The sequence below is a fragment of the Mesorhizobium sp. WSM4849 genome (assembly GCF_055811385.1).
The window spans coordinates 15661-37639 of sequence record NZ_JBVVPW010000004.1; the positions used below are offsets into that span (position 1 = coordinate 15661).

Genomic DNA, 21979 nt, shown 5'->3' on the forward strand with positions numbered 1-21979 from the left:
CTATTCCCGGATGAAGGAGAAACGCCGCTCCAACCGTCGGCTGGCCAGGGAGAGGGCGTAATTGACGACGAAATAGATGACCGCACCGAGTATGTAGAGCGGCATCGCTTCGTAGGTGCGGCCGATGACCTGGTTGATGGCGTGCATCAGGTCGGTGATGCCGAGCAGCGAGACCAGCGCGCTGCCCTTCACCGCATCGGTGACGCCATTGATCCAAGGCGGCAGGAAGCGCCTGAACGCTTGCGGGAAGATGACGTAAGCCAGTCGCTGGCGAAAGGTCAGCCCGATCGCCATCGCCGCTTCGGACTGCCCCTTTGGTATGGAACCAACCGCACCGCGCAGATACTCGATGACCTGTGCCGTCTTGAACAGGGTGAGCGCCAGCACGGCTGCCCAGAAGGATTCCAGATGCATGCCGACGGCAGGCAGGCCGTAATAGACGAAGAAGATGAGCACCAGGATCGGAATGCCGCGAATGGTGTCGCTGAAAATGCGCACTGCCCAGCGCAGCGGAGCCGGTCCATAGACAAGGCCGACGCCCATCATCACACCGGCGATGAGCGACAAGACCACGACCAGCAGCGACACCCACAGTGTCACGGCAAAACCCTGGGCCAGGAAGGGCAAGGCATAGGCGATCTGGCCAAGCATCCTAGTGCGCCGCCCTGAACCGGCGCTCGACAAGCCGAAGCGCATAAAGAAGCGCGTAGCCCGTCAAGAGGTACATCGCCGTCACCAAAAGGTAGACCTCGACGATTCGGAAGGTGTTGAAGTTGATCCACTGGGCGCCGTAGGTGAGCTCGGGCACCGAAATGACCGAAGCAACGGACGTGTCCTTGAACAGCGATAGGAACGTGTTGGAAAGCGCGGGCAGCGTTATGCGCAGCATCGTCGGCAGGCGCACATGGAGCAGCCTTTGCCATGGCGTCAGGCCAATCGCCTTGCCGGCGTCGAGCTGCCCGCGCGGAACCGCTTCGAGCCCCGAGCGGAACACCTCGACCAGATACGCGCCGCTATAGAGCGACAGCGTGGCAATGAATGAGGTCTGCGCGCTGTAGGCTATGTCGACCACCGTCGGCAGGCCGTAGAAGACGAGATAGACGAGCAGGATCAGCGGTACGTTGCGGATGAATTCGACATAGGCGGCGATGGCGGTCCGGACCAGCCGCCCGGCCGATACGTACCAGACCGCCAGAAGCAGCCCGATGACGATGCCAATCGCGATGGAGATTACTGCCAGCTCGAGGCTGAGCAGCAGCCCGCCCCAGAGCTTGTCGAAATGCCGCCAGATCAGGTTGAAGTTTAGGGTATAGCCCATGTTTCCCTGTCATATCGAGGGCTGTCGACGAGAAGGAGGCGGAAGGGCGCGGCCCTTCCGCCGGCTTGCATCAGATGACCGGGAAGCCGGGATGGCGCGCCGGCGGCTCCTGTCCGAAATAGTCCTTGAATGCAGCGTCATAGAGCGCCGTCTCATGGCCGAACATGGCGGTGGTGAAGGTCGTGTTGACGAAGGTCAGCCAGTCGGGGTCGCCTTGCCGAAGTGCGGCGCCGTAAAGCATCGAGAACCAGCTCTTGCCAGCATCGAAGTATTTGTCCGGATTACGTGAGGCGAGCCAGCGGACCGTCGACAGATCGACGGCGGCGGCGTCGACGCGCTTCGATTCCAGTGCCTGCAGCACGTTGGCCTGCGTGTCAATCTGCATCACCTGCGCCTCCGGCAGGACGATGTGCACATTTGCCTCGGCATCGACGTTTTGCAGGATGGAAATCCGTGTCGCCGAACCGGCGGCAACCAGCTTGTCGAAGGTCTTGTTTTCGGCGTTCGGAAGGGTCAGCAAGGCGATGCCTTCCACGTAATAGGGCCGGGAGAAGTGGATCAGCTGCGAGCGCTGGGCGGTCATGGTCATGAACTGGATCGAGATGTCGACCTTGTTGGTGGTCACGTTCGGAATGCGCTGGGCCGGATCCTGCATGACAAATTCGACCTTGGTCGGATCGTCGAAAAGCCCCTTGGCAAGAATGCGCCCCATGGTGATGTCCATGCCAACCAGTTCGCCGGCATCGTTTTCGAAGTGCCATGGCGCGTTGGTGCTGCCGGTGCCGACGATCACTTTGCCGCGCTCGAGAACGGTGCGCAGCAGGCTGTCCGGTGCCGCTTGCGCCGCCGCCTTCTGAACATCGACCGTTGCTGCTGCGCCCACCACTCCGGCCGTTGCGAGCCCGGCCATTCCCAGTTTCAGAAATTCACGTCTTTTGGATGTGTCGTTCACGGCGACCTCCTTTTCGTGTTGTGTTCCCCTTTGCCGATACATGCATCAGTGATCTGCTGGATTGTCTCTTACAAAAGACACATGTATCCTGTACAAGACAGATACTAACATCAGGAACAAGTAATGCAAGATGGCAATGCCTTGGCAGTTCGGCCGGACGCTGGTCCGGACGAAGACAGGAATTCGGGCTCTCGCGAGAAGGGTCTCAACCGGGTGCTCCATATCCTGGAGTTTCTTCACGCGAACCAGCGTGCGATCGGGATTGGTGATCTCGCCAAGGGAGTGAATGCGCCGCGCTCAACGATCTACACGCTCGTGCGCTCGCTCGTGGATGCGGGCCTGCTGGAAATGGCCGGCGACGGTAATCGGGTCTATTTCGGGAAGAAGCTTTATCTCTACGGAATGGACTATGTGCGCGGCAACGACCTACTCAGGCGAGGGCGTCAGGAAGTCGACAACCTGTCGCGCGAGACAGGCGAGACCTCCGAATTGTGCATGCTGCAAAGCGGCCGCTACACGATTGTCCATTCCAGTCCAGGCACCAGGCCGTTCCGGATCAGTTCGGCCACAGGTCTGCAGATCCCGCTTCCGTGGACCGCTTCCGGGCGGTTGCTTCTCGCCGGTTTCGAAAGGGCGGTGATCGAAGACATGGTGTCCGAAGATGATCTCGTCCTGCCAGACGGCCGCAGATTGCTGCTGGACGACTTCATGGCCGATATCGCTACGGCTGGGGCTGCCGGCTACTGTGTAACCTCAGGTCTTGTCGACGCCTATACAAAATGCCTTGCCGCGCCGGTCTTTTCAGCTGCCGGCAAGGTCGAGGCGACGATATGCCTGGTGGTTCCAATCGACACTTCCGAGGAGAAGACCGGCGATCTTATCGCCCTGCTGCGCGAACGCGCCGCGAGGCTTTCGATCACGGGATGAGCAGAATTTGTCGACCGTAAGTGGGATTCGCTCACGCGATGATGTCGGGGATGATCCGGTCTTCCAGCGCCATCAGCCGGTCTTTCAGGAAAAGTTTCTTCTTCTTCATGCGCTGGATCTGCAGAGGGTCGCAGTTCATGGCGATCATCGCGTTGATGGCCGCGTCGAAATCGGCGTGCTCCTGCTTCAGCCGAGAATATTCGAGGCGGATATCAGCCTGTTCCTGTTCGGACATTATCTACCGTCTGCACGTCTGCGGCGCCCAAAAATGGGCCTGATTGGGCGAGGCCGGAGGTATCTTGCACCGGCGCGCAGCCAATACCACATTTCGTATTGTCGTGGAATGCTACCACGCAGCATTCGACATCGATGCCCGATAGTGGCACACTGTCATTATGCCGTCACAGAAGCGAACTTGCGGTGGACGCGCCTTGGACGGCTGCAATCGAGGAAACCATGAAAGGGAGAACCAATCATGTCTCTTGCATCCCATCTTGATGAGCTGCAGCGGAAACACGGCGACATCGAACGCGAAATCGATGATGCGATGAACCATCCATCGGTCGACGACCTCGAAATCGTGAATCTCAAGCGGCGCAAGCTGGCACTCAAGGACGAGATTGAAAAACTGAAGGCGAAACCGACCAAGCACTGACGCTCTTCTACAGCGCCGGCGTCCTTTGGGCGCGCAAAGGACGCTGTAGCCCTTCTGATTTGGCGCATGATCCCCGCGAAAATCGATTCCGATTTTCGAAATCATGCGCGGGGATAGCTGCGCCGCTTTCGGCGCGACCTTTCCGGTGGCAGCCATGCCGTCGGAGCGTTCCCTTGTTTTGTTCCGGCGACGTGGACAGGAAAGATGGCTTGCCGGCCGTCTTCCTGTTATCGATTCGGCAGGTCTGCCTGCCTGTCGCCATTGACAAGCCATCTTTGCTCCTCCACCTCATGCCCGGACCTTCTACAGTGCCGCGCGTCCTTTCGGACCCGCAAACGACGCTGTATTTTGATTTTTGCGCATGATTGTTTCCGGAAACCGATTCCGGAATTCGGAGCTAACAAAGGGCAGCCGGCCATGACCGGATATTTTTCCTCTCCCTTCCCGCGACGCACCTCGGTCGGTGTCGATGTCGGCGGCGTGATGGTCGGCGGGGGTGCCCCTGTCGTCGTTCAGTCGATGACCAACACCGACACCGCCGATGTCGACCAGACAGTTGCTCAAGTTGCGGCGCTACATCGCGCCGGCTCCGAGATCGTGCGCATCACCGTCGACCGCGACAAGAGTGCTGCCGCCGTGCCCGCCATCCGCGAGCGGCTCGGACGGCTCGGCATCAACGTGCCGCTGGTCGGCGATTTCCACTATATCGGCCACAAGCTGCTTGCCGACCATCCGGCTTGCGCCGAGGCGCTGGCCAAATACCGCATCAATCCCGGCAATGTCGGCTTCAAGGACAAGAAGGACCGGCAGTTCGCGGCGATCGTCGAGATGGCGATCCGGTACGACAAGCCGGTGCGCATCGGCGTCAACTGGGGGTCGCTCGACCAGGAGCTTCTGACCCGGTTGATGGACGACAACCAGCGGCAGGGCTTTCCGCTGACCGCGCAGGAAGTGACGCGCGAGGCGATCGTGCAGTCGGCGATCCTATCGGCCGAAATGGCCGAGGAGATCGGCCTTGGCCGCGAGAAGATCATCCTGTCGGCCAAGGTCAGCGGCGTGCAGGATCTGATCGCGGTCTACACCGAGCTTGCCACCCGCTCCAACCACGCGCTGCATCTCGGCCTCACCGAGGCCGGCATGGGTTCGAAAGGCATCGTCGCCTCGTCCGCGGCGATGGGCATCCTGCTCCAGCAAGGCATTGGCGACACGATCCGCATCTCGCTGACACCGGAGCCGAACGGCGACCGCACGCGCGAGGTGCAGGTGTCGCAAGAACTCCTGCAGACCATGGGGTTCCGGCAGTTCGTGCCGATCGTCGCCGCCTGCCCCGGCTGTGGCCGCACGACCTCTACCGTGTTCCAGGAACTCGCCCAGAATATCCAGGCGGATCTGCGCAAGAACATGCCGGTGTGGCGTGAAAAATACCCCGGCGTCGAGAACCTCAAGGTCGCGGTGATGGGTTGCATCGTCAACGGTCCGGGTGAATCCAAGCATGCCGATATCGGCATTTCGCTGCCCGGCACCGGCGAGACGCCGACGGCGCCAGTGTTCGTCGACGGCAGCAAGGCGGCGACGCTGCGCGGCCCTTCGATTGCCGCCGACTTCGAAAAAATGGTCGCCGATTATATCGAGCAGCGGTTTGGGCAACCTGGCAAGGCTGCGGCGGAGTAGGTCGATGCGGCGCTTCCGCTGGGCGACGCCGATTTTGCTTGGTGGATTGGTTTTGCTTGGTGGGCTGGGCTGGGCGACAGCCGCCCACGCCGATCCGCCGCGCCCCGCCAAGCAGCGGCTGCTCGACCGTGTTTGCAACTTGATCGAGGCCCATGCGGATCAAAACGGCCTGCCCAAGGATTTCTTTGCCCGGCTGATCTGGAAGGAAAGCCGCTTCGATCCCAATGCGGTCAGTCCGGTCGGCGCCGAAGGCATAGCCCAGTTCATGCCGGGCACCGCCAAGATACGCGGTCTCGCCAACTCCTTCGATATCGAGCAGGCCATCCCCGCCTCGGCAAAATATCTCGCCGAAATGAAGACCGGCTTCGGCAATCTGGGCCTGGCCGCCGCCGCCTACAATGCCGGTGAAAGCCGGGTATCGCGCTGGCTGAGTTCCGGTGGCTTCCTGCCGATGGAGACCGAAGACTACGTTCTGGACATCATGGGCGAGCCGGCCGACAGGTTCACCGACACCGCCTATACCGGCACCATCCAGCCGCTCGACAAGAAAGCGAGCTTCGCGGTCGCCTGCCGCAAGCTGCCGGTCATCAAGTCCCAAACCGTGGCCATGGCGTCGATCAACATCAAGCCGTGGGGCGTGCAGGTGGCCGGCAATTTCCGCCGCGCCGCCGCGCTCAATCAATGGACTGGTGTGAAGCGCCGGTTTCCGGCTTTGCTTGGCGGGCATAATCCGGTGGTCAGCCGGGTGCGCTCGCCGATCGGCAGGCGCGGCATCTATGCGGTCCGGATCGGCGCCGACTCCAAAGCCAAGGCCGACAACATCTGCCAGAAACTGCAAAGCGTCGGCGGTGCATGCATTGTGGTGCGGAATCGGTAGGGTTACCGACTGATTGGCCGCCAAACCGCCGAAGCTGTGCTTTCATTTCATGAATTCTGCTGATCCATGGCTCGAGCGATAGGCCCACGATGATCGACCGTCTCTAGGCGATCCCGATCTCGTCCAGTTCTACGATATCGAGAACGAAGGCGGCGTGGACTTCTACTATTGCGTCGGCTTTGCCAGTATGCGGGCTGCGTTCTCGACTTCGGCTGCGGCACCGGACAATTGGCCGCCGCGCTCGCCGACCGGCGCAGGGTGACCGGCGCCGGCGATGCTCGATATCGCCCGCCGCAGAGCCGGCGGGCAGAGGGTCGACTGGGTCGAGGCCGATGCGCGAAACGTCCGGCTCGGACGACGCTTCGATCTGGTGCTTTTGACCGGGCGCGCCTTCCAGGTGTTCCTCACGCCAGAAGATTGACAGGCGGTGCTTCGCACGATCGCTGCTCATCTGGCTCCCGATGGGCGCTTCATCTTCGACACGCGAAAACCAGCCACGGAGGAATGGCTCGAGTGGACGCCGGAACGGTCGCAACGGGAACTGAGTCATCCCGGATTGGGCACGGTAAGAGCGTGGAACGATTTCCGCCACGATCCCGCTAGCGGTGTCGTCACTTACTCCACCCATTACGAAATTCCCGACAGCGGACGGGTGCTCAGCGCCGAATCGAAAATCGCCGTCCCGACAAAGGAAAGCCTTGCGCAGATGCTGGACCAGACCGGGCTGGTCGTCGAAGAATGGCTCGGCAGTTGGCGTGGCGAGCCATACGCTCCGACATCGCCCGAAATCATTCCGATCGGCCGGCTGCGCTAGCCCGGACGTTGCTCTTTGAGCGGTTCCTCATCTTTTGCCTTGACCGAATCAGCACGCGGACAATCTGAAGGCATAACCGGCCAATTGCGGCGCTGCGCTGGCGACGTGCCCACCGATGCAGTTCGTGAGCATCGCGCAGGTTTGGCTGTTCTGAACGCATCGCACCTCCTCGCCAGTATTTTTGGATGCTGAGGAGGAAATCATATTATTTAGTGCGTGCGCCGATAATCGGTGATAAATTCCGTTTACCTGTGACGAAATGGAATAGATGACATGGACCGGCAAGAAACGATGGGTGTGTTCCTGTCGGTTGTCGAGGAAGGCGACTTCTCGGCGGCGGCGCGCCGGCTGCGGATGACCCCCTCGGCCGTCAGCAAAATCGTAGGTCGCCTGGAATCCCGCCTTGGCGTGCGCTTGCTGCAGCGCTCGACGCGGCGCATCAGCTTGACGGCGGAAGGCAGCACCTATGCCGACAGCGCCCGCCGTATCCTGAGCGACATCAAAGAGGCTGAAATCGCGATTCAACCCGGCGCAGAACCGCGCGGCCGGCTGCGCGTCAGTCTTCCGAGCGCCTTCGGCCATCGTTTGATCGTGCCGTTGTTGCCGGCTTTCATCGATCGCTACCCGGCCATTGAGCTCGAGCTGATGTTTACAGATGCGATCATTGACCTGTTGGCTGAGGAGACGGATGTCGCCGTGCGTGTTGCCGCCCAGAGCGATTCCAGGCTGGTGATGCGGCGGCTGGCGCCCAATCACCGTGTCATTTGCGCGTCAGCTCGGTATCTCGAAAAACACGGCACACCGATGACGCCAGGCGACCTTCAACATCATACATGTCTCGGCATCACATCACGCGGCGGCCTCAACATCTGGGAATTCGACGGCCCGGACGGTCCGCAAAGCATGCGTATCCGCAGCCCGATAGAGGCCAACAGCACCGAAGCCCTGCGCCGGCTGGCGCTCGCCGGCGTCGGCATCATCCGCATGTCGGAGATATTGGTCGGGCCGGACATCAGGGCAGGCAGGCTGACCGCATTGCTCACCGGATACAATCATCATGACGGACCGCCAATCTGCGCTGTTTATCCGCCTGGTCGAATTCTGTCGCCGCGTGTGCGCGTGTTCGTGGATTTTCTGGCCGAACAGTTCACCAACCCCCCTTGGCTACATGGCGCGCCGTAAGACGTCGGGAGTACAGTTGGAACAGCGTCAGCTGTTGCGGGCCGCCACGAATTTCGCTGCCTGCTTCAGAACCACGGCGTCTTCGCCATAGGGATGAAGCAAGGCGTGGGCCTGGTCGACGAGGCCTTGAAGTTGGTCCCGCGCCCAGTTCGCGCCGTGCAGTGCCACCAGCGTCGCCTTGCCGGCGGCGGCATCCTTGCCGGTCGCCTTGCCCATCTGGTGCGCATCCGCCGTCAGATCGAGCAGGTCGTCGGCAAGTTGAAAAGCAAGCCCGATCGCCGAGCCGAATTCCGCCAGTCTTTCACGGTCGGCCGCTGGCGCGCCGGCAAGGATTGCGCCCGCCTCGCAGGCGAAGCGGATCAACGCACCGGTCTTCATCGCCTGAAGCCGGATGATGCCGGCTTCGTCCGGCCTGATACGCTCGGCTTCAAGATCGAGCATCTGGCCGCCGACCATGCCGCCGGCTCCGGCGGCGCGGGCCAGCGCCAGCACCAGCGCCGCCCGTCGCTCGGCCGGCAGCATCGTCGCTTCGTCGGCAATGATGTCGAAGGCGAGCGCCAGCAAGGCGTCGCCGGCGAGGATGGCGGTCGCCTCGTCGAAGGCCTTGTGCACGGTCGGCTGGCCGCGGCGCAAATCGTCGTCGTCCATGGCCGGCAGATCGTCATGGATCAGCGAATAGCAATGCACGCATTCGAGCGCGGCCGCCACGCGCAGCGCCGCCTCGCCGTCGGCGGAAAACAGCGCGGCGCTTTCCATGACCAGGAAAGGGCGCAGGCGCTTGCCGCCGTTCAGCACGCCGTGGCGCATCGCCTCCATCAGACGCTGCGGCCGCGCGATCTCGCCTGAAAGCGGGCGGTCGCCGAGCAGCTGCCTGAGCAGCGCCTCGATCGGCCCTGTGCGTGCGACAAGCGCTGCCTCGAACGGTATTTGATCGTCTTTCGTCATGCCGGGGACGGGGTAGCCGACACTCAGACGTTGCGCAAGAAGCCAAGCGCCATTATGCCGGGGCAGGGAGCAGCATGGATTGAGCGGCTTGGCGGAACCGATCGTCGATCACGAAACCGAAGGGCTGGACATGGTGAGGCCGAAACGCGGCAACCGCATCGGTCTCAAACGTTGGCCCCGGCACTGGGTCCGGCGCGGTATCACCGTCGCCGTCGTGCTGGCGCTGATGCCGGTGGTGTTGACCTTTCTCTATCTGCCGCCGTTCGTGCATCCGGTATCGACACTGATGCTGAAGGATCTGGCGGCGTTTTCCGGCTATGACCGGCGCTGGGTCTCGATCGACGATGTGGCGCCGGCGCTTGCGAATTCGGTCATCATGTCGGAGGACGGGCAGTTCTGTTTCCATCACGGCATCGACCTTGGCGAGTTGAGGGGCGTCGTCGACGATGCCTTGGCCGGGGAGATGACGCGCGGCGCATCCACCATTACCATGCAGACGGTGAAGAACCTTTATCTGTGGTCGCGGCCGCTGGGCTCGGTCCGGAAAGTCGTCGAGCTGCCGCTGGCCGTCTATGTCGACATGGTGATGTCGAAACGGCGCATCATGGAAATCTATCTCAATATCGCCGAATGGGGGCCGGGCATCTATGGCATCGAGGCCGCCGCCCAGCACCATTTCGGAGTTTCGGCAAAACGATTGTCGCGTCGCCAGGCGGCACTGCTTGCCGTCACCTTGCCGAACCCGATCGCACGCAACCCGGCGAAACCCGGACCGGGACTGAGACGGCTGGCCGCGCTGATCGAGCGGCGCGCGGGTCGGTCCGGCGCCTATGTCGGCTGTCTGCGATAGCTTAAAAAATTTCGCGACGGCGCTGGCCAAAACTGCGCAGGGCGTGTATAGGCACCCGACTTTCTCAGATTCCGGCCCCTGACGCGGCCCTTTCACGAGGGCAGCCGGGGCATTTTGACCATGTAGTGGAGCATATCCATGGCCGTACCGAAACGAAAAACCTCTCCGTCGAAGCGCGGCATGCGCCGTTCGGCCGACGCCTTGAAGGCCCCGACTTATGTCGAGGACAAGAATTCCGGCGAGATGCGCCGCCCGCATCATATCGACATGAAGACCGGCATGTATCGCGGTCGCCAGGTTCTGGAACCGAAGGAAAGCTGAAACAGCTTTCGACGGTTTGTGACTATCGAAGGACCGGCCATTGCGCCGGTCTTTTTGCATTGTGCGCAGATGATCGCCCACCGGATCATCTTCGAACAGCCCAGCGGCCATGCCGGATGGCGGCCGGGCCGGCTGGCACTGTTATTTCGCACGGTCTTTGTCCGTGTTCGCGGTCATGTGCGAAATTTCTTGACGGCGAACGCCGAGCGCATACTAGAGAAGGCTGTCCAACCGGAGCCGCCTGATGTTCGGTGCCATCCCGCTGCTGATCGTGCCCTTCGTCCTCTATAATCTCGGGCTTCTGGGAATATTCGGTGGCGGCGACGATCCCTGGGCAAGCGAAATGTTCTCGATCCGCATGATGTCGGGCGGGGTGTTCTCGATGACGCTCGGCGATCTGATCGTGCTGATCGGGCTGATCCTCTTCTTCATCGAAATCGTGAAATCGACGCGCACGTCAAACGCGTCGGTCATGGACCACCTGTTGTCGACCTTCGTCTTCGTGGCGTTCCTGGTCGAGTTCCTGCTGGTGAAGGGTGCGGCGCACTCGGTCTTCTTCACGCTGATGGTCATCGCACTGGTCGACGTCCTGGCCGGTTTCTCGGTGTCGATGCGGGCGGCCACTCGTGACATAAACGTGAACTAGAGGCCCGGCCTTAGCCTGGATCGGCGGTGAAGCCAGCCGTCTTGATGCCCGCGGTGGCGGCTGCTTTGGATCAGCGCATGATCTTTTCCGGAAACCGATTCCGGCTTCCAGCGTCATGCGCAAGGAACCAGCTCTATTTTTTCTTGGCGCGCGGCTTCTTTGCCGGAGCAGCAGGCGCATTGGCGAGGTCTTCCGCTTCCTTGGCGAGGCGCAGCGCCCTCAGTTTGTTGGTCTTTATCTGGCGGGCGTCGCTCTCGGCGACATATTCCGCCATCGCCTTCTGACGAACCGTGGCTGCCTCTTCCTGCTTCTTGAAACGCAAATCGGCCCGCGCGCGGGCAGTATCCTTAGAGTTCTCAACCAAGGGCTTTTTCCAATCCCGCAAATTATAGCTTTCAATCCCTTTAATAGCAGAGCCGGTCTGCGATGGGGAAAATAAGTTTGTCAGGCGTCAGGATCGCACCCGGCGCCCGGCGCATTTCGGGCGACAACCGCCTCGTATCCAGCCTGCAAACTAGCACGCACGGTGGCATCCGGCGGCGTGTTGGAAGGCGTGCCCAGATGTTCATGGCGCAGTTCGTCCATGAACTTTTCCCACATCGGCGGGCCGCCCTTTTCCAGAAGCTCGGCGCGGATCGAGAGTTCCTCGCTGACCGGCAGCCAGACGCGACCCCAGGCGCCGAGATGCGCCAGGATCGGCACCAGCGTTATCGCCATTTCGGTCAGGCTGTAGATCGCCTTCTGCTTGTGGGTGGGATCGTCGGCCCTGGTCAGCATGCCGAGATCCATCAGCCGCTTCAGCCGATCGGCGAGAATGTTGGAAGCGATGCGTTCCAGCGATCCGTTGAGCAGGTCGCGAAAGTGGCGTTTGCCGCCGAAAATCATGTCGCGAAGAATGATCAGGCTCCACCGGTCGCCAAACACTTCAAGCGACAGGTTGATCGGGCACCCAGACCGGCGATCGATGCTCATGCGATTCTCCAAGAAACCGGTTGCATTATCATATCAGTTTTATTATCGTGCAACTGATTGCAAAATGCAATCAGTTTATAAGGAGGAGACTGCGATCATGATGAAGGCTGCGGAACCCGAAATCGCGTCCCAGACATTTGGCGACCCCGCGCACCCATCGGTGCTGCTGATCATGGGCGCCATGGCTTCTATGCTCTGGTGGCCGGAGGCGTTCTGCCGGACACTGGCCGGCAAGGGTCTGTTCGTGATCCGCTATGACAATCGAGATACCGGCCGTTCGATCAAATATGCGCCGGGCGAGCCGCCGTACACATTCGACGACATGGCGGACGACGCCATCCGCGTTCTCGACGGCCATGGCGTCGCGAAAGCGCATGTGGTCGGCATGTCGATGGGCGGCATGATCGCGCAGCTTGTGGCGCTGAAATATCCGTCGCGGGTCGTCTCGCTCACGGCGATCAGCACTTCTCCTGTAGGAATCGACACGTCGCATCTGCCTGGCACGACCGAGGCTTATATGAAGCATTCGGCCGAAGGCGCGAAGGTCGACTGGTCTGACCGAGCCCAGGTGATCGACTTCATCGTCAAGGACGCGCACGCGATCGCAGGCACCGCGCATCCCTTCGACGAGAAGCGAACGAGGGCCTTCGTCGAACGGGACTACGACCGGTCCGGCGGTTTTCTAAGCGCGACCAATCATTTCATGCTCAAGGGCGGGGAGGACTGGAAGGGGCGGCTGGGTCAAATGACGGCGCCGCTCCTCGTTATCCACGGCACCGACGATCCGATCTTTCCGGTCGAGCATGGCGCCGCTCTCGCCGAAGCGGTTGCCGGCGCGAGGCTTGTCCGTATCGAAGGCGGCGGCCACGAACTCCATCCCGACGATTGGACCACGATCGTTGATGCCATCGTCGCCCATAGCCAAGGCCAGATAAGCGCGGAGCCGGACCTTGACACACCATCGGCAATAGTTAAGTAGTCGCTTCAGTGTTGAGCTCTGTAAACCATGCAGCGGCGAACCACCAAGGGAACGAGCAAAACGATGTCCTTGACGATGCATCTCCATCCGCTGGCCTCCTTCTGCTGGAAGCCGCTGATCGCGCTCTATGAGAACGGCACGCCGTTCACGTCGGTCGTCGTCGATCTCGGCAATGAACAGTCGCGCGCGGCGTTCCTGAAATTGTCGCCGGCGGGCAAGATGCCGGTGCTGCGCGATGAAGCGCTGGACCGGACGGTGCCGGAATCGACGATCGTCATCGAATATCTCAACGCGTATTATCCCGGACCGGTCGAGCTGATCCCTGCCGATATCGATCTCGCCCGCCAGACCCGCCTCGCCGACCGCTTCTATGACTTTTACGTGCAGCACCCGATGCAGAAGATCGTCGGCGACCGCCTGCGGCCGGAAGGCAAGACTGATCCGTTCGGCGTCGAGGAGGCGCGCGCCCAGCTGCGCAGCGCCTACGCCATCATCGAACAGGACATGCAGTCGAGGACATGGGCGATGGGCGAGGCCTTCACGATGGCCGATTTCGCCGCCGCCCCGGCATTGTTCTACGCCAACAAGGTCGAGCCGTTCGGCGACAAATATCCGGCGGTGAGACGCTATCACGACCGGTTGCTGCAACGCCCGTCTGTCGCCCGCGTGATCGAGGAAGCGCAGCCCTATTTCAAGCTCTTCCCCTACAACAACGGCTAAGCCCGATGCTGCAGGATACCGCCCAACTCGACCTGATGTTCCAGGCACTCGCCGACCCGGCGCGGCGGCACATGGTGGAGCGGCTGTCGTGCGGCCCCGCCTCGGTAAGCCAGTTGGCCGAGCCGCTGGCGATGTCGCTGTCGGCGGTCGTCCAGCACCTGAACGTGCTCGAGGCGAGCGGTCTCGTCTGCACCGAAAAGCTCGGCCGGGTGCGCACCTGCCAGATCGAGCCGAAGGCGCTGAGGACCGCCGAACACTGGATCAACGAACGGCGCCTGGCCTGGGAACAGCGGCTCGATCGACTCGGCGCCTTTCTCGCGGAAACCAAGGACGAAACTGAAGGAAACTGAGGAGGCCAACATGAGTGAACGCTCCGTCGTCCATTCGACCATAATGCTCGAACGCAGCTACGACGCTTCGCCGGCGCGGGTGTTCGCCGCCTGGTCCGATCCCGCCGCATTGCAGCGCTGGGCTCGCCCGGCGAGGGGTGGGAAAGCAGCATTGACTGCTTCGAGTTCCAGGTGGACGGCATTGCGCTCAGCCGTTTCGGACCCAAGGGTGGCGAGAGTTATGTGAACGAGACGCGCTACCTCGACATCGTGCGCGACCAGTGTATCGTCTCGGCTGGTGGCATGACCAGCAGCGGCCAGCGATTTTTTGTCGGCCTGCTGGCGGTTGAATTCAGTCCAGAAGGCACAGGCTGCCGGCTGGTGATGACCGAGCAAGGCGCCTTTCTTGACGGCCATGATCAGCCCGAAAACCATCAGGCTGGCTGGAGCCAGATGCTCGACAACCTGCGGGTGGAATGCGCGTGAGCGCCGCAGCCTGAGCCAAAGACCAGCAGAATCGGGAGGACAGTATGAAACTCTATTGCGGCATTGGCCCGAATTCCTACCGCGTTCGCATCTTCATGGCTGAGAAAGGCATCGACGTTCCGCGGGTTGAAGTCGACCTGACAAAAGGCGAGCACAAGGCGCCGCAATTCCTTGAGCTCAACTCACTAGGCCAGATTCCCGTGCTCGTGCTCGATGACGGGACGGTGATCACCGAAAGCATCGCCATCTGCCGCTATCTGGAGGCGCTTCATCCAACGCCGGCACTGTTCGGCTCAGACGCGGTCAGCCAAGGCCAGGTTGAGATGTGGAACCGCCGCGCCGAGATCGAGATCTTCGGAACGATTGGCAGCATTGCCCAGCATTCCGATCCCATGTTTGCGGAGCGGCTCGTGCAGTTCCCGGCTTTCGCCGAAACGCAGCGCGAAGCCGTTCCGGCAAAGTGGGCGTGGCTTGACCGCGAGATCGCCGATGGCCGCCGGTTCATCGCCGGCGACCAGTACTCCGTCGCCGACATCACCGCCGCCGTCGCAGCGTGGCTTGGCGCCTTCTTCGGAGCCGACATCCCGGACTCGCTCGTCAATGTCCATCATTGGCTCGACCGTGTTCAGAAACGTCCAAGCTGGAACGCTTAGGCCGATGCCCGACCTGTTTCAATGGGACGATATGCGGCTCAACGCCAAGCACCTGAATCCTAAGGAGCTTTCGCCATGCCTGTCAAAAGCAGATCGGATCTGATCCGCAGTTACTTCGCCGCCTACCAAGCCAACGACCGCAGCGTCATCGAGGCGGTGCTGACAGACGATTTCACCTTCACCAGCCCCTACGACGACGCCATCGACCGCACGACCTACTTCGCGCGCTGCTGACCGAACAGCACGCTGTTCAAGTCGATCGCCGTCGAGAGGATTTGCGAGGACGGCAACGGTGCTTTCGTTCTCTATCGCTGCGAAACGCTCGACGGCAAGGTCTTCCGCAACACCGAATTGCATTCGTTCCAGGACGGTAGGCTGCACAGCGCTGAGGTCTATTTCGGCGCTACTTACAAGGACGGCGTTTTCGTCCCGCAACAACCATTGACCTAGCTCATCGGCCTGCCGAGGAGGTATGATGGAGCAGTGTGCCTTTCTCGACAGCCACGATGATCTCGGCACCCGCAAGCAAAGCATGGCCCGGGCGAGCTGCTCGACGCGCCTGGTGCGCTACTGGCAAAGACGCGACGGCGCATCTCAGTTTCCGGGCGAGCCAAGCTGCTCTGCATCCCAGAACTGGTCGAGCCAGATGTTGAGCTTCAGGAAGCCGGCATTGCTGACCGTATAGACGCGCCTTGTCCCTTCCGGCTTGGCGTTGACCAGTCCGGCATCGAGCAGCACCTTTAGATGCTGCGAAACAGCCGGGCGCGAGACTGGCAACCCGGCGGCCAGTTCGTTGACGGTCTTCGGGCCGCGCCGGAGCTCTTCCAAAAGATGGCGCCGGTTGGGATCGGCAATCGCCATGAAGGCGTCAGAAAACATCATGCCTTATTTGTGGGGCAAAGTTTTCTAAATCTCAACCGTTGGTTTCAGGCTTTCTGCGCGGATCGAGCCGCAATGCTTCCGGCGTGATCGAGCGCTCGGCCGGTTGCGTCTTGAAGGCGTCGCGGTTTTCGATCGGCACCGGCGCGCGCCGGCTGATGCGCAGCAGCGTATAGCCCGCCAGGCAAAGATGCGCGAAGGCCGTCGCAAGGAACAGGCCTTCCGGCCGCATCCAGCCCATCAGGCCGGCGGCCAGCAGCGGCCCGACCATCGTGCCGAAACCATAGAGCAGCAGCAGGCCGCCCGACACCTTGACGAAATCCTCCGCCCGGGCGTGGTCGTTGGCATGGGCAACGGCGATCGAATACAGCGTATAAGCAAAAGCGCCGTAGGCGGCGGTGCAGATGATGACGAAGACGCCGGAGCGCGGCTCGAACAGGAAGACCGCGACGGCGAACAGCGCCGCGCCGAAGGCCAGGCCCGCCAGCACAAAGCGGCGGTCGGTCTTGTCGGAGAGACGTCCGGCCGGAAGTTGCATGGCGGCGCCGGCGACGACTACCAGGCTCATCATCAGCGCGATCTCGGCCGTGGAAATGCCGATACGGGCGCCATAGACGGCACCAAGCGTGCCCCAGGCGCCGTTAGCGATGCCGATCAGAACGCAGGCGATCGCCGACACCGGCGAATTGACATAGAGCCCCTTGACGTCGAGCGAGACGTCCTGCAGCGGCTTGGGGTGCGAAGCCGTCGACACTGCGGTCGGAATGAGCGACAGGCAGAACAGGATACCGGTGATCATGAACAGCGAGGCCGACTTCACGTCGCCGCCGGCAACGATCATCTGGCCGCCCATGATCGAGGCATAGGTGACCATCATGTAAAGGCCGAAGACGGTGCCGCGGTTCTCATTGGTGGACTTCTCGTTCAGCCAGCTTTCGATGACCATGAAGGCGCCGGCCATGGTGAAGCCGGTGAAGGCGCGCAGCAGGATCCAGACATATTCGTCGATGATCAGGCCGGTGAGCAGCGCGACTATGGCTCCCGATGCCGCAAAGGCGCCGAAAGCGCGTACGTGACCGGCGCGGCGCACGAGGCGCGGCGCAAAGAAGCAGCCGGTGACGAAGCCGCCGGCCCAGGCCGTGCCCATCAGGCCGAGCGACGCGGTCGAGAAACCTTCCAACTGGCCGCGCAGCGGCAACAGCAGCCCGTGCAGCCCGGTCGCCGCCAGCAGGAAAGCGGTGCCGCGAAGCAGCGAGAGGATCGGTCGGTAGCTTGCAAACATCATTTAGCTGATCCGGCTGGAATCTCGGGAGGATCTGAAGACAGCCGCATTCGAGCTTTTCGGCGGCGGGCGATTCGGCTCTGGAAACTATTCGCGGCGGAACAGCGCCTCGGCCGCTGATTTGGTGGTGCTCTTGGTCTTGAGCTCGGCTTCGAGCCGGGCGATCTCGTCGCGCAAGATGCCGATCCGCTCGGACAGTTCGTCGACGGAAAGCAGCGACAGATCCTGCCCGATCTCATGCGGGCGGGCTTTCTTTTTGGGTTCGTCGTCGAAGATCGCCATAGTCGCTCCTCGCTCATGCGCAAAAAAATAAACTGCTACCATTGCGCGTCCAATCGAACGCCCGACGCTGCAGTGGCCATTTGCCTGATTTGGCAATCAGCATACATAGGGCAGGGGCATGGATGCAAATAGTCGGCAAGAAAACCGGCAGCTGGCAAGAAACTGGCGAAGCGAGACGGGAAAATTCATGGCGAGTGGACAGAACAAGATTCCGGCGAAGATGACGGCCATTGCGATCTCGGAACCCGGCGGACCGCGAGTGCTGAAACCGGAAACGCGCGACGTGCCCGTGCCCGGTCCCGGCGAAATCCTGATCCGGGTGCGCGCTGCCGGTGTCAACCGGCCGGATGTGCAGCAGCGCAAGGGCGTCTATCCACCGCCGCCCGGTGCGTCGGATCTGCCGGGTCTCGAAGCGTCCGGCGAAGTTGCAGCCCTTGGCGACGAGATATCGCGCTGGCGTGTCGGCGACCGGGTCTGCGCGCTGACGCCCGGCGGTGGCTATGCCGAATACGTCAAGGTCCATGCCGGCAGCGTGCTGCCGCTGCCCGCCGGCTTTACCCACACAGAAGCGGCGGCGGTACCGGAAAACTACTTCACCGTCTGGCATAATGTCTTCGAGCGCGGCGGCCTGAAGAGCGGCGAGACGCTGCTCGTCCATGGCGGCTCGTCCGGGATCGGCACCACGGCGATCCAGCTCGCCTCGGCCTTCGGCGCCTATGTCATCACCACCGCCGGCAGCCAGGAGAAGTGCGACGCCTGCCTGAAGCTTGGCGCCGACCGGGCGATCAACTACCGCGAGGAGGAATTCGTCGCGGCGGTCAAGGACGCGACCGGCGGCAAGGGCGCCAACGTCATCCTCGACATGGTCGGCGGCGACTATGTGGCGCGAAACTACGAGGCCGCGGCTGTGGAAGGCCGCATCGTCCAGATCGCCACGCAGAGCGGGGCGGTGGCAAGCGCCGATTTCTCGAAGATGATGGCCAAGCGGCTCACCCACACCGGCTCGATGCTGCGGCCGCGCACCGTCGAATTCAAGGCGGCAGTCGCCGCAGCACTGGAGGCGCAGGTGTGGCCGCTGCTTGGCACCCGCAAGGTAGCACCCGTCATGGACATGATCTTCCCGCTCAAGGAAGCGTGGCGGGCGCATGAGCGAATGGAGGACGGCGACCATATCGGCAAAATCGTGCTCGATGTCGGCTGACGGTCGGTAAACAAGCTGAACAAAACCATAATTGTGCAATGCAACAAACGCATTGCGGCCATGCAAAAGCGTCTGTTCAACTTTTCATCAACGATGCCTATTTGAGCGGCATCGAAACGATGGAGGACTACCATGAACCCGATCCGTGCTTTCCGTAATTGGCGCATGTACAATGAAACCGTGCGCGAACTGAACCGCCTGAACGCCCGTCAGCTCAACGACCTCGGCATCAACCGTGGTGACATCGAGAGGATCGCCCGCAAGGCGCTTTGATCTCGAGCGTGATCTCGCCCGAAAGCATCAAGCCGCTTTTTCGCGAAGTGGTGCTTCGGTCCGAGATCCTGCTTTAGAAGCCAGAGCCGCAGCAGACGGGTTTCCCGTCGCCGGTTCCGAGCCCGCTGGACCCTGTCCGGCGGGTTTTGTCGTTTTGAGGTCCGTCAAGCAGCGGCGGTTGCGTGTGTCTCAATAGCAAAGTGCGGCAAAACCGAGCGCCACCAGGGCTCCTCCCAGCACGATGTCCGCATGCTTTCGGAAATGACTGTAAAATCGTCGTGTGGCCGGTTGGGAAATGGAAAGGCCGAGAAGACCAAACCAGGCGATCGCAATAGCAAACACCAGTGCGACCGCGGACAGGTGAGTTGCCCCACGAGCATTTAAATTCAGCGTGGAGAATGCGAAAAACAGCGCGGTGGCAGGATTTGCCACTGCCGTGACAAAGCCCAGCCGGAAGTATCGAGCGATTGGAACCGGCTTCGGCTCGTTGATGCCGGTCTTGATAGACAGCGCCCGCCGCATCGAATTCCAGCCGATGAAGACCAGCACTGCGCCGTATAGGCTGGCGGCCATCTGGTGTGCGATGCCCCCCGGCGGCAGCGCGCCGGCTCCCGTCGCGACGATCGCCGCCAACGAACTCGCGCCAAGGGCGATACCAGCGGCTGCCGAAAGCGCTGTGGCACGCGAAGCGGTTAGCCCGGTCTGCGCGACGACAGCAAAATTGGCGCCCGGCAGCATTGCCAACAGCGCATAGGAAATGGCGAACGGAAACAACCCCGCCGCGACAGCGTGCCCGGTTTCCAACATCGATCAGCCCACATCGGCGGCGGCCTGCTCTCCTGAAGGCAGCCGCTGCCACCGAGGGCGAAATGTGTATGAAACATGTCCCTTCTAACAGTCGGCAAATGCCGACATGAGGACCTCTTTTTGCCGGATTATCGGCCGCGCCCGCTGAGCGGCTCACCGAAAGCGTGGTGCTGAAGCCAAAAGGGCTGATTTGAAAGGTTTAGATCTCTCCAGCCAATCTCGCGAGTAGCTTCCAAAACAGTGTCGGTAGCTTCCAAAACCGTTGCGAAACGGCAACGGAGTCGTTATATACGCAGCGAATTTCCCATTTTGGTGGCTCTAAAACCACCGCCCGTGCGGGAACGCGGGCGAACGAGAAGGATATCTCATAATGGCCAATACGCTGCTGATGCCCAAGGCGACCGCCGTCTGGCTGGTCGACAACACCGCGCTGTCCTTCGAGCAGATCGCGCAGTTCTGCGGGCTGCATCCGCTCGAGGTCAAGGCGATCGCCGATGGCGAGTCGGCGCAAGGCATTAAGGGCATGGACCCGATCATGACCGGCCAGCTGACCCGCGACGAGATCGCACGCGCCGAGAAGGACCCGAACCATCGGCTGAAGCTTTCGGACCCCAAAGTGCGGGTGCCGGAATCCAAGCGCAAGGGTCCGCGCTACACTCCGCTGTCGAAGCGCCAGGACCGGCCCAACGCCATCCTCTGGCTGGTGCGCAACCATCCCGAGCTGAAGGACGCGCAGATCGCGCGCCTCGTCGGCACAACCAAGTCGACGATCGATCAGATCCGCGACAGAAAGCACTGGAACTCGGCCAATCTGCAGCCGATGGATCCGGTGACGCTGGGTCTCGCCTCGCAGATCGACCTCGACATGGAAGTCAATCGCGCCTCGCGTGGCCGCGAACAGGCACAACCAGCTGGCGACACCCTGCTGCCGGCGGCATTGACCGAGCGGCTGGTGCCGGCGCCTGAGAAGCCGAAGGACGAGGATGCGGAGCTCGACGCCAACGCCGTCTTCGCCAAGCTTTCGGCGTTGAAGTCGAAGGACGAGGACGCGGACGACGAGAAATAGATGAGGCGCCTGTCTTCTCCCCTTGTGGGAGAAGGTGCCCCGAAGGGGCGGATGAGGGTGTTCCAGCTTGGCACCAACAGCGCTCAAGCTACCACCCCTCAACCGTCTTGGCGCTGCGCGCCAATCCACCTTCTCCCACAAGGGGAGAAGGTAAGAGCGTCAAGTTCGTGCGGCCCGGTCCGGCGCCATGCCGTAGTCCTCGCTGCGCTCCACCGCACGGTAGAAATCGGCAAGCTGCTTGCCGCGCTCCGGCTTGAAGACGCGGCCGGCGATGACCACCGAAGCGATGCGGTCGATGCGGAAAGCGCGAAAATCGTCGCGCATCTCGCACCAGGCGACCAGCGTCCACACCTTGCCCCAGAACCACAGGCCCAACGGCCTGATGTCGCGCGCAGTGCTGCGACCTGCTTCGTCGGAGTAGTCGATGGTCAGCACCTGGCGTTTTTCCACCGCGCGCTCGATCAGGTCGATTGCTTCGCGGGCGGCGTCGCTCACCACCCACATCGGCGTGTGGATCTCCGTGCGGGCGATGCGGTCCTTTTCGGCATCGGGCAGCACGGCGCCGATCTTGACCAGCGCCTCGTCGGCGGCCCGCGCCATCGCAGCGCCGCCAAACGCGCGCACCATGCGGGCGCCGGCGACCAGCGCCACGATCTCGTCACGCGTGAACATCAGCGGCGGAAGGTCGAACCCCTCCCTCATCATGTAGCCGACGCCGGCCTCGCCGTCGATCGGCACACCAGTCGACTGCAGGTCGGCGATGTCGCGATAGATGGTTCGCTCGGAAACCTCGAGCCACGTGCCCAGCTTCTGGGCGGTGACCAAACGGCCACCGCGCAGATGCTGCACGATCTGGAAGAGCCTGTCGGCGCGGCGCATCGTATGGTCCCTC

32 protein-coding genes are annotated in these 21979 nt (G+C 61.8%); 20 read left to right on the plus strand and 12 right to left on the minus strand.

Annotated elements, in window-relative coordinates; all coding sequences use genetic code 11:
* The 3 genes from AC0L3L_RS05110 to AC0L3L_RS05120 all read right to left on the minus strand — a co-directional run bounded on the left by AC0L3L_RS05110 (position 1) and on the right by AC0L3L_RS05120 (position 2270).
* Entirely contained in the window at positions 1 to 651 is a 651-nt protein-coding gene (locus AC0L3L_RS05110) for an amino acid ABC transporter permease (protein WP_473525639.1), read from the minus strand.
* A gap of 1 nt (position 652) precedes the next feature.
* Entirely contained in the window at positions 653 to 1318 is a 666-nt protein-coding gene (locus AC0L3L_RS05115; RefSeq protein ID WP_123150181.1) for an amino acid ABC transporter permease, read from the minus strand.
* Positions 1319 to 1388: 70 nt separating this feature from the next.
* Positions 1389 to 2270 (minus strand): transporter substrate-binding domain-containing protein, encoded by an 882-nt coding sequence (locus AC0L3L_RS05120; protein WP_473525638.1) that lies wholly within the window; start codon positions 2268 to 2270, stop codon positions 1389 to 1391.
* Positions 2271 to 2393: 123 nt separating this feature from the next.
* Between AC0L3L_RS05120 and AC0L3L_RS05125 the strand changes: the two genes are divergently transcribed.
* Positions 2394 to 3197, plus strand: a complete 804-nt coding sequence (locus AC0L3L_RS05125; protein ID WP_473636793.1) for an IclR family transcriptional regulator — start codon at positions 2394 to 2396, stop codon at positions 3195 to 3197.
* Positions 3198 to 3228: 31 nt separating this feature from the next.
* Here AC0L3L_RS05125 and AC0L3L_RS05130 read toward each other — a convergent pair whose 3' ends face one another.
* Positions 3229 to 3432, minus strand: a complete 204-nt coding sequence (locus tag AC0L3L_RS05130; protein WP_077380473.1) for a YdcH family protein — start codon at positions 3430 to 3432, stop codon at positions 3229 to 3231.
* 240 nt (positions 3433 to 3672) lie between these two features.
* Between AC0L3L_RS05130 and AC0L3L_RS05135 the strand changes: the two genes are divergently transcribed.
* From AC0L3L_RS05135 to AC0L3L_RS05160, 6 genes are all read left to right on the plus strand, one after another.
* Positions 3673 to 3852, plus strand: a complete 180-nt coding sequence (locus AC0L3L_RS05135) for a YdcH family protein (RefSeq protein WP_095495322.1) — start codon at positions 3673 to 3675, stop codon at positions 3850 to 3852.
* A gap of 417 nt (positions 3853 to 4269) precedes the next feature.
* Positions 4270 to 5523 (plus strand): flavodoxin-dependent (E)-4-hydroxy-3-methylbut-2-enyl-diphosphate synthase, encoded by a 1254-nt coding sequence (gene ispG, locus AC0L3L_RS05140; protein ID WP_473486971.1) that lies wholly within the window; start codon positions 4270 to 4272, stop codon positions 5521 to 5523.
* 4 nt (positions 5524 to 5527) lie between these two features.
* The gene (locus tag AC0L3L_RS05145; RefSeq protein ID WP_473525636.1) at positions 5528 to 6400 is read left to right on the plus strand and encodes a lytic transglycosylase domain-containing protein; all 873 of its coding nucleotides are present in this window, start codon (positions 5528 to 5530) and stop codon (positions 6398 to 6400) included.
* A gap of 274 nt (positions 6401 to 6674) precedes the next feature.
* Positions 6675 to 6821, plus strand: coding sequence for a hypothetical protein (locus AC0L3L_RS05150; protein WP_473636794.1), 147 nt, complete (start codon positions 6675 to 6677; stop codon positions 6819 to 6821).
* A gap of 6 nt (positions 6822 to 6827) precedes the next feature.
* Positions 6828 to 7214, plus strand: coding sequence for a hypothetical protein (locus AC0L3L_RS05155; protein ID WP_473636795.1), 387 nt, complete (start codon positions 6828 to 6830; stop codon positions 7212 to 7214).
* A 273-nt stretch (positions 7215 to 7487) separates the two neighbouring features.
* Positions 7488 to 8396 (plus strand): LysR family transcriptional regulator, encoded by a 909-nt coding sequence (locus AC0L3L_RS05160; RefSeq protein ID WP_473525634.1) that lies wholly within the window; start codon positions 7488 to 7490, stop codon positions 8394 to 8396.
* Between the two features lie 27 nt (positions 8397 to 8423).
* Here AC0L3L_RS05160 and AC0L3L_RS05165 read toward each other — a convergent pair whose 3' ends face one another.
* Positions 8424 to 9341, minus strand: a complete 918-nt coding sequence (locus AC0L3L_RS05165) for a polyprenyl synthetase family protein (protein ID WP_473486967.1) — start codon at positions 9339 to 9341, stop codon at positions 8424 to 8426.
* Positions 9342 to 9420: 79 nt separating this feature from the next.
* Between AC0L3L_RS05165 and AC0L3L_RS05170 the strand changes: the two genes are divergently transcribed.
* The 3 genes from AC0L3L_RS05170 (at position 9421) to AC0L3L_RS05180 (ending at position 11158) form a co-directional block, all read left to right on the plus strand.
* On the plus strand, positions 9421 to 10191 hold the full coding sequence (locus AC0L3L_RS05170) for a biosynthetic peptidoglycan transglycosylase (protein ID WP_473636796.1): 771 nt from the start codon (positions 9421 to 9423) through the stop codon (positions 10189 to 10191).
* Positions 10192 to 10329: 138 nt separating this feature from the next.
* Positions 10330 to 10512 (plus strand): 50S ribosomal protein L32, encoded by a 183-nt coding sequence (rpmF, locus tag AC0L3L_RS05175; RefSeq protein ID WP_029348751.1) that lies wholly within the window; start codon positions 10330 to 10332, stop codon positions 10510 to 10512.
* Positions 10513 to 10756: 244 nt separating this feature from the next.
* The gene (locus AC0L3L_RS05180) at positions 10757 to 11158 is read left to right on the plus strand and encodes a hypothetical protein (protein ID WP_095495317.1); all 402 of its coding nucleotides are present in this window, start codon (positions 10757 to 10759) and stop codon (positions 11156 to 11158) included.
* Between the two features lie 133 nt (positions 11159 to 11291).
* Here AC0L3L_RS05180 and AC0L3L_RS05185 read toward each other — a convergent pair whose 3' ends face one another.
* Both AC0L3L_RS05185 and AC0L3L_RS05190 read right to left on the minus strand, forming a co-directional pair.
* Complete coding sequence (locus AC0L3L_RS05185; protein ID WP_095495316.1) at positions 11292 to 11522, minus strand: hypothetical protein; 231 nt, start codon at positions 11520 to 11522, stop codon at positions 11292 to 11294.
* Between the two features lie 80 nt (positions 11523 to 11602).
* Entirely contained in the window at positions 11603 to 12130 is a 528-nt protein-coding gene (locus tag AC0L3L_RS05190; protein WP_473636797.1) for a winged helix-turn-helix transcriptional regulator, read from the minus strand.
* Between the two features lie 97 nt (positions 12131 to 12227).
* Between AC0L3L_RS05190 and AC0L3L_RS05195 the strand changes: the two genes are divergently transcribed.
* The 7 genes from AC0L3L_RS05195 to AC0L3L_RS05225 all read left to right on the plus strand — a co-directional run bounded on the left by AC0L3L_RS05195 (position 12228) and on the right by AC0L3L_RS05225 (position 15531).
* The gene (locus AC0L3L_RS05195) at positions 12228 to 13109 is read left to right on the plus strand and encodes an alpha/beta fold hydrolase (RefSeq protein WP_473636798.1); all 882 of its coding nucleotides are present in this window, start codon (positions 12228 to 12230) and stop codon (positions 13107 to 13109) included.
* Between the two features lie 63 nt (positions 13110 to 13172).
* Complete coding sequence (locus tag AC0L3L_RS05200) at positions 13173 to 13829, plus strand: glutathione S-transferase family protein (protein ID WP_473636799.1); 657 nt, start codon at positions 13173 to 13175, stop codon at positions 13827 to 13829.
* 5 nt (positions 13830 to 13834) lie between these two features.
* Complete coding sequence (locus AC0L3L_RS05205) at positions 13835 to 14179, plus strand: ArsR/SmtB family transcription factor (RefSeq protein WP_473636800.1); 345 nt, start codon at positions 13835 to 13837, stop codon at positions 14177 to 14179.
* 10 nt (positions 14180 to 14189) lie between these two features.
* Complete coding sequence (locus tag AC0L3L_RS05210; RefSeq protein WP_473636801.1) at positions 14190 to 14405, plus strand: SRPBCC domain-containing protein; 216 nt, start codon at positions 14190 to 14192, stop codon at positions 14403 to 14405.
* On the plus strand, positions 14402 to 14644 hold the full coding sequence (locus tag AC0L3L_RS05215; protein WP_473636802.1) for an SRPBCC domain-containing protein: 243 nt from the start codon (positions 14402 to 14404) through the stop codon (positions 14642 to 14644). Before AC0L3L_RS05210 ends, AC0L3L_RS05215 begins: the two co-directional genes overlap by 4 nt.
* Positions 14645 to 14688: 44 nt before the next feature.
* Complete coding sequence (locus AC0L3L_RS05220) at positions 14689 to 15297, plus strand: glutathione S-transferase family protein (RefSeq protein WP_473636803.1); 609 nt, start codon at positions 14689 to 14691, stop codon at positions 15295 to 15297.
* A 75-nt stretch (positions 15298 to 15372) separates the two neighbouring features.
* The gene (locus tag AC0L3L_RS05225; RefSeq protein ID WP_473636804.1) at positions 15373 to 15531 is read left to right on the plus strand and encodes a nuclear transport factor 2 family protein; all 159 of its coding nucleotides are present in this window, start codon (positions 15373 to 15375) and stop codon (positions 15529 to 15531) included.
* Positions 15532 to 15891: 360 nt separating this feature from the next.
* Here the strand turns inward: AC0L3L_RS05225 and AC0L3L_RS05230 are convergent, their stop codons facing one another.
* The 3 genes from AC0L3L_RS05230 to AC0L3L_RS05240 form a co-directional block, all read right to left on the minus strand.
* A complete protein-coding gene (locus AC0L3L_RS05230) occupies positions 15892 to 16179 on the minus strand; it encodes an ArsR/SmtB family transcription factor (RefSeq protein ID WP_029348743.1) in 288 nt (95 codons plus the stop codon).
* Positions 16180 to 16210: 31 nt separating this feature from the next.
* Positions 16211 to 17458 (minus strand): MFS transporter, encoded by a 1248-nt coding sequence (locus AC0L3L_RS05235; RefSeq protein ID WP_473636973.1) that lies wholly within the window; start codon positions 17456 to 17458, stop codon positions 16211 to 16213.
* Between the two features lie 87 nt (positions 17459 to 17545).
* Positions 17546 to 17740 carry a DUF1192 domain-containing protein gene (locus AC0L3L_RS05240; protein WP_202365646.1) on the minus strand — a complete coding sequence of 65 codons (195 nt, stop codon included), beginning with the start codon at positions 17738 to 17740 and terminating at the stop codon, positions 17546 to 17548.
* Between the two features lie 187 nt (positions 17741 to 17927).
* On the opposite strand from AC0L3L_RS05240, the gene AC0L3L_RS05245 reads away from it, so the two are divergent.
* Both AC0L3L_RS05245 and AC0L3L_RS05250 read left to right on the plus strand, forming a co-directional pair.
* Complete coding sequence (locus AC0L3L_RS05245) at positions 17928 to 18941, plus strand: NAD(P)H-quinone oxidoreductase (protein WP_473525625.1); 1014 nt, start codon at positions 17928 to 17930, stop codon at positions 18939 to 18941.
* A gap of 132 nt (positions 18942 to 19073) precedes the next feature.
* Positions 19074 to 19214, plus strand: coding sequence for a DUF1127 domain-containing protein (locus tag AC0L3L_RS05250; protein ID WP_065011316.1), 141 nt, complete (start codon positions 19074 to 19076; stop codon positions 19212 to 19214).
* Positions 19215 to 19403: 189 nt separating this feature from the next.
* Here the strand turns inward: AC0L3L_RS05250 and AC0L3L_RS05255 are convergent, their stop codons facing one another.
* Complete coding sequence (locus AC0L3L_RS05255; RefSeq protein ID WP_473636805.1) at positions 19404 to 19952, minus strand: LysE family transporter; 549 nt, start codon at positions 19950 to 19952, stop codon at positions 19404 to 19406.
* Between the two features lie 439 nt (positions 19953 to 20391).
* On the opposite strand from AC0L3L_RS05255, the gene AC0L3L_RS05260 reads away from it, so the two are divergent.
* On the plus strand, positions 20392 to 21087 hold the full coding sequence (locus AC0L3L_RS05260; protein WP_473636806.1) for a DUF1013 domain-containing protein: 696 nt from the start codon (positions 20392 to 20394) through the stop codon (positions 21085 to 21087).
* Positions 21088 to 21246: 159 nt separating this feature from the next.
* On the opposite strand, the gene AC0L3L_RS05265 is transcribed toward AC0L3L_RS05260, so the two are convergent.
* Positions 21247 to 21966 carry a helix-turn-helix transcriptional regulator gene (locus AC0L3L_RS05265; protein WP_095487267.1) on the minus strand — a complete coding sequence of 240 codons (720 nt, stop codon included), beginning with the start codon at positions 21964 to 21966 and terminating at the stop codon, positions 21247 to 21249.
* Positions 21967 to 21979 lie beyond the last annotated feature (13 nt).

Excerpts from the sequence above, each read along its gene's own strand:
- AC0L3L_RS05260 (WP_473636806.1), top strand. The coding sequence starts at position 20,392 with ATGGCCAATACGCTGCTGATGCCCAAGGCGACCGCCGTCTGGCTGGTC.
- AC0L3L_RS05135 (WP_095495322.1), top strand. The coding sequence starts at position 3,673 with ATGTCTCTTGCATCCCATCTTGATGAGCTGCAGCGGAAACACGGCGAC.
- AC0L3L_RS05210 (WP_473636801.1), top strand. The coding sequence starts at position 14,190 with ATGAGTGAACGCTCCGTCGTCCATTCGACCATAATGCTCGAACGCAGC.
- AC0L3L_RS05195 (WP_473636798.1), top strand. The coding sequence starts at position 12,228 with ATGATGAAGGCTGCGGAACCCGAAATCGCGTCCCAGACATTTGGCGAC.
- AC0L3L_RS05205 (WP_473636800.1), top strand. The coding sequence starts at position 13,835 with ATGCTGCAGGATACCGCCCAACTCGACCTGATGTTCCAGGCACTCGCC.
- AC0L3L_RS05130 (WP_077380473.1), bottom strand. The coding sequence starts at position 3,432 with ATGTCCGAACAGGAACAGGCTGATATCCGCCTCGAATATTCTCGGCTG.
- AC0L3L_RS05250 (WP_065011316.1), top strand. The coding sequence starts at position 19,074 with ATGAACCCGATCCGTGCTTTCCGTAATTGGCGCATGTACAATGAAACC.
- AC0L3L_RS05125 (WP_473636793.1), top strand. The coding sequence starts at position 2,394 with ATGCAAGATGGCAATGCCTTGGCAGTTCGGCCGGACGCTGGTCCGGAC.
- AC0L3L_RS05150 (WP_473636794.1), top strand. The coding sequence starts at position 6,675 with ATGCTCGATATCGCCCGCCGCAGAGCCGGCGGGCAGAGGGTCGACTGG.
- AC0L3L_RS05230 (WP_029348743.1), bottom strand. The coding sequence starts at position 16,179 with ATGATGTTTTCTGACGCCTTCATGGCGATTGCCGATCCCAACCGGCGC.
- AC0L3L_RS05240 (WP_202365646.1), bottom strand. The coding sequence starts at position 17,740 with ATGGCGATCTTCGACGACGAACCCAAAAAGAAAGCCCGCCCGCATGAG.
- AC0L3L_RS05110 (WP_473525639.1), bottom strand. The coding sequence starts at position 651 with ATGCTTGGCCAGATCGCCTATGCCTTGCCCTTCCTGGCCCAGGGTTTT.
- AC0L3L_RS05145 (WP_473525636.1), top strand. The coding sequence starts at position 5,528 with ATGCGGCGCTTCCGCTGGGCGACGCCGATTTTGCTTGGTGGATTGGTT.
- AC0L3L_RS05265 (WP_095487267.1), bottom strand. The coding sequence starts at position 21,966 with ATGCGCCGCGCCGACAGGCTCTTCCAGATCGTGCAGCATCTGCGCGGT.
- AC0L3L_RS05255 (WP_473636805.1), bottom strand. The coding sequence starts at position 19,952 with ATGCTGCCGGGCGCCAATTTTGCTGTCGTCGCGCAGACCGGGCTAACC.
- AC0L3L_RS05220 (WP_473636803.1), top strand. The coding sequence starts at position 14,689 with ATGAAACTCTATTGCGGCATTGGCCCGAATTCCTACCGCGTTCGCATC.
- rpmF (WP_029348751.1), top strand. The coding sequence starts at position 10,330 with ATGGCCGTACCGAAACGAAAAACCTCTCCGTCGAAGCGCGGCATGCGC.
- AC0L3L_RS05115 (WP_123150181.1), bottom strand. The coding sequence starts at position 1,318 with ATGGGCTATACCCTAAACTTCAACCTGATCTGGCGGCATTTCGACAAG.
- AC0L3L_RS05235 (WP_473636973.1), bottom strand. The coding sequence starts at position 17,458 with ATGTTTGCAAGCTACCGACCGATCCTCTCGCTGCTTCGCGGCACCGCT.
- ispG (WP_473486971.1), top strand. The coding sequence starts at position 4,270 with ATGACCGGATATTTTTCCTCTCCCTTCCCGCGACGCACCTCGGTCGGT.
- AC0L3L_RS05165 (WP_473486967.1), bottom strand. The coding sequence starts at position 9,341 with ATGACGAAAGACGATCAAATACCGTTCGAGGCAGCGCTTGTCGCACGC.
- AC0L3L_RS05190 (WP_473636797.1), bottom strand. The coding sequence starts at position 12,130 with ATGAGCATCGATCGCCGGTCTGGGTGCCCGATCAACCTGTCGCTTGAA.
- AC0L3L_RS05200 (WP_473636799.1), top strand. The coding sequence starts at position 13,173 with ATGTCCTTGACGATGCATCTCCATCCGCTGGCCTCCTTCTGCTGGAAG.
- AC0L3L_RS05245 (WP_473525625.1), top strand. The coding sequence starts at position 17,928 with ATGGCGAGTGGACAGAACAAGATTCCGGCGAAGATGACGGCCATTGCG.
- AC0L3L_RS05160 (WP_473525634.1), top strand. The coding sequence starts at position 7,488 with ATGGACCGGCAAGAAACGATGGGTGTGTTCCTGTCGGTTGTCGAGGAA.
- AC0L3L_RS05225 (WP_473636804.1), top strand. The coding sequence starts at position 15,373 with ATGCCTGTCAAAAGCAGATCGGATCTGATCCGCAGTTACTTCGCCGCC.
- AC0L3L_RS05180 (WP_095495317.1), top strand. The coding sequence starts at position 10,757 with ATGTTCGGTGCCATCCCGCTGCTGATCGTGCCCTTCGTCCTCTATAAT.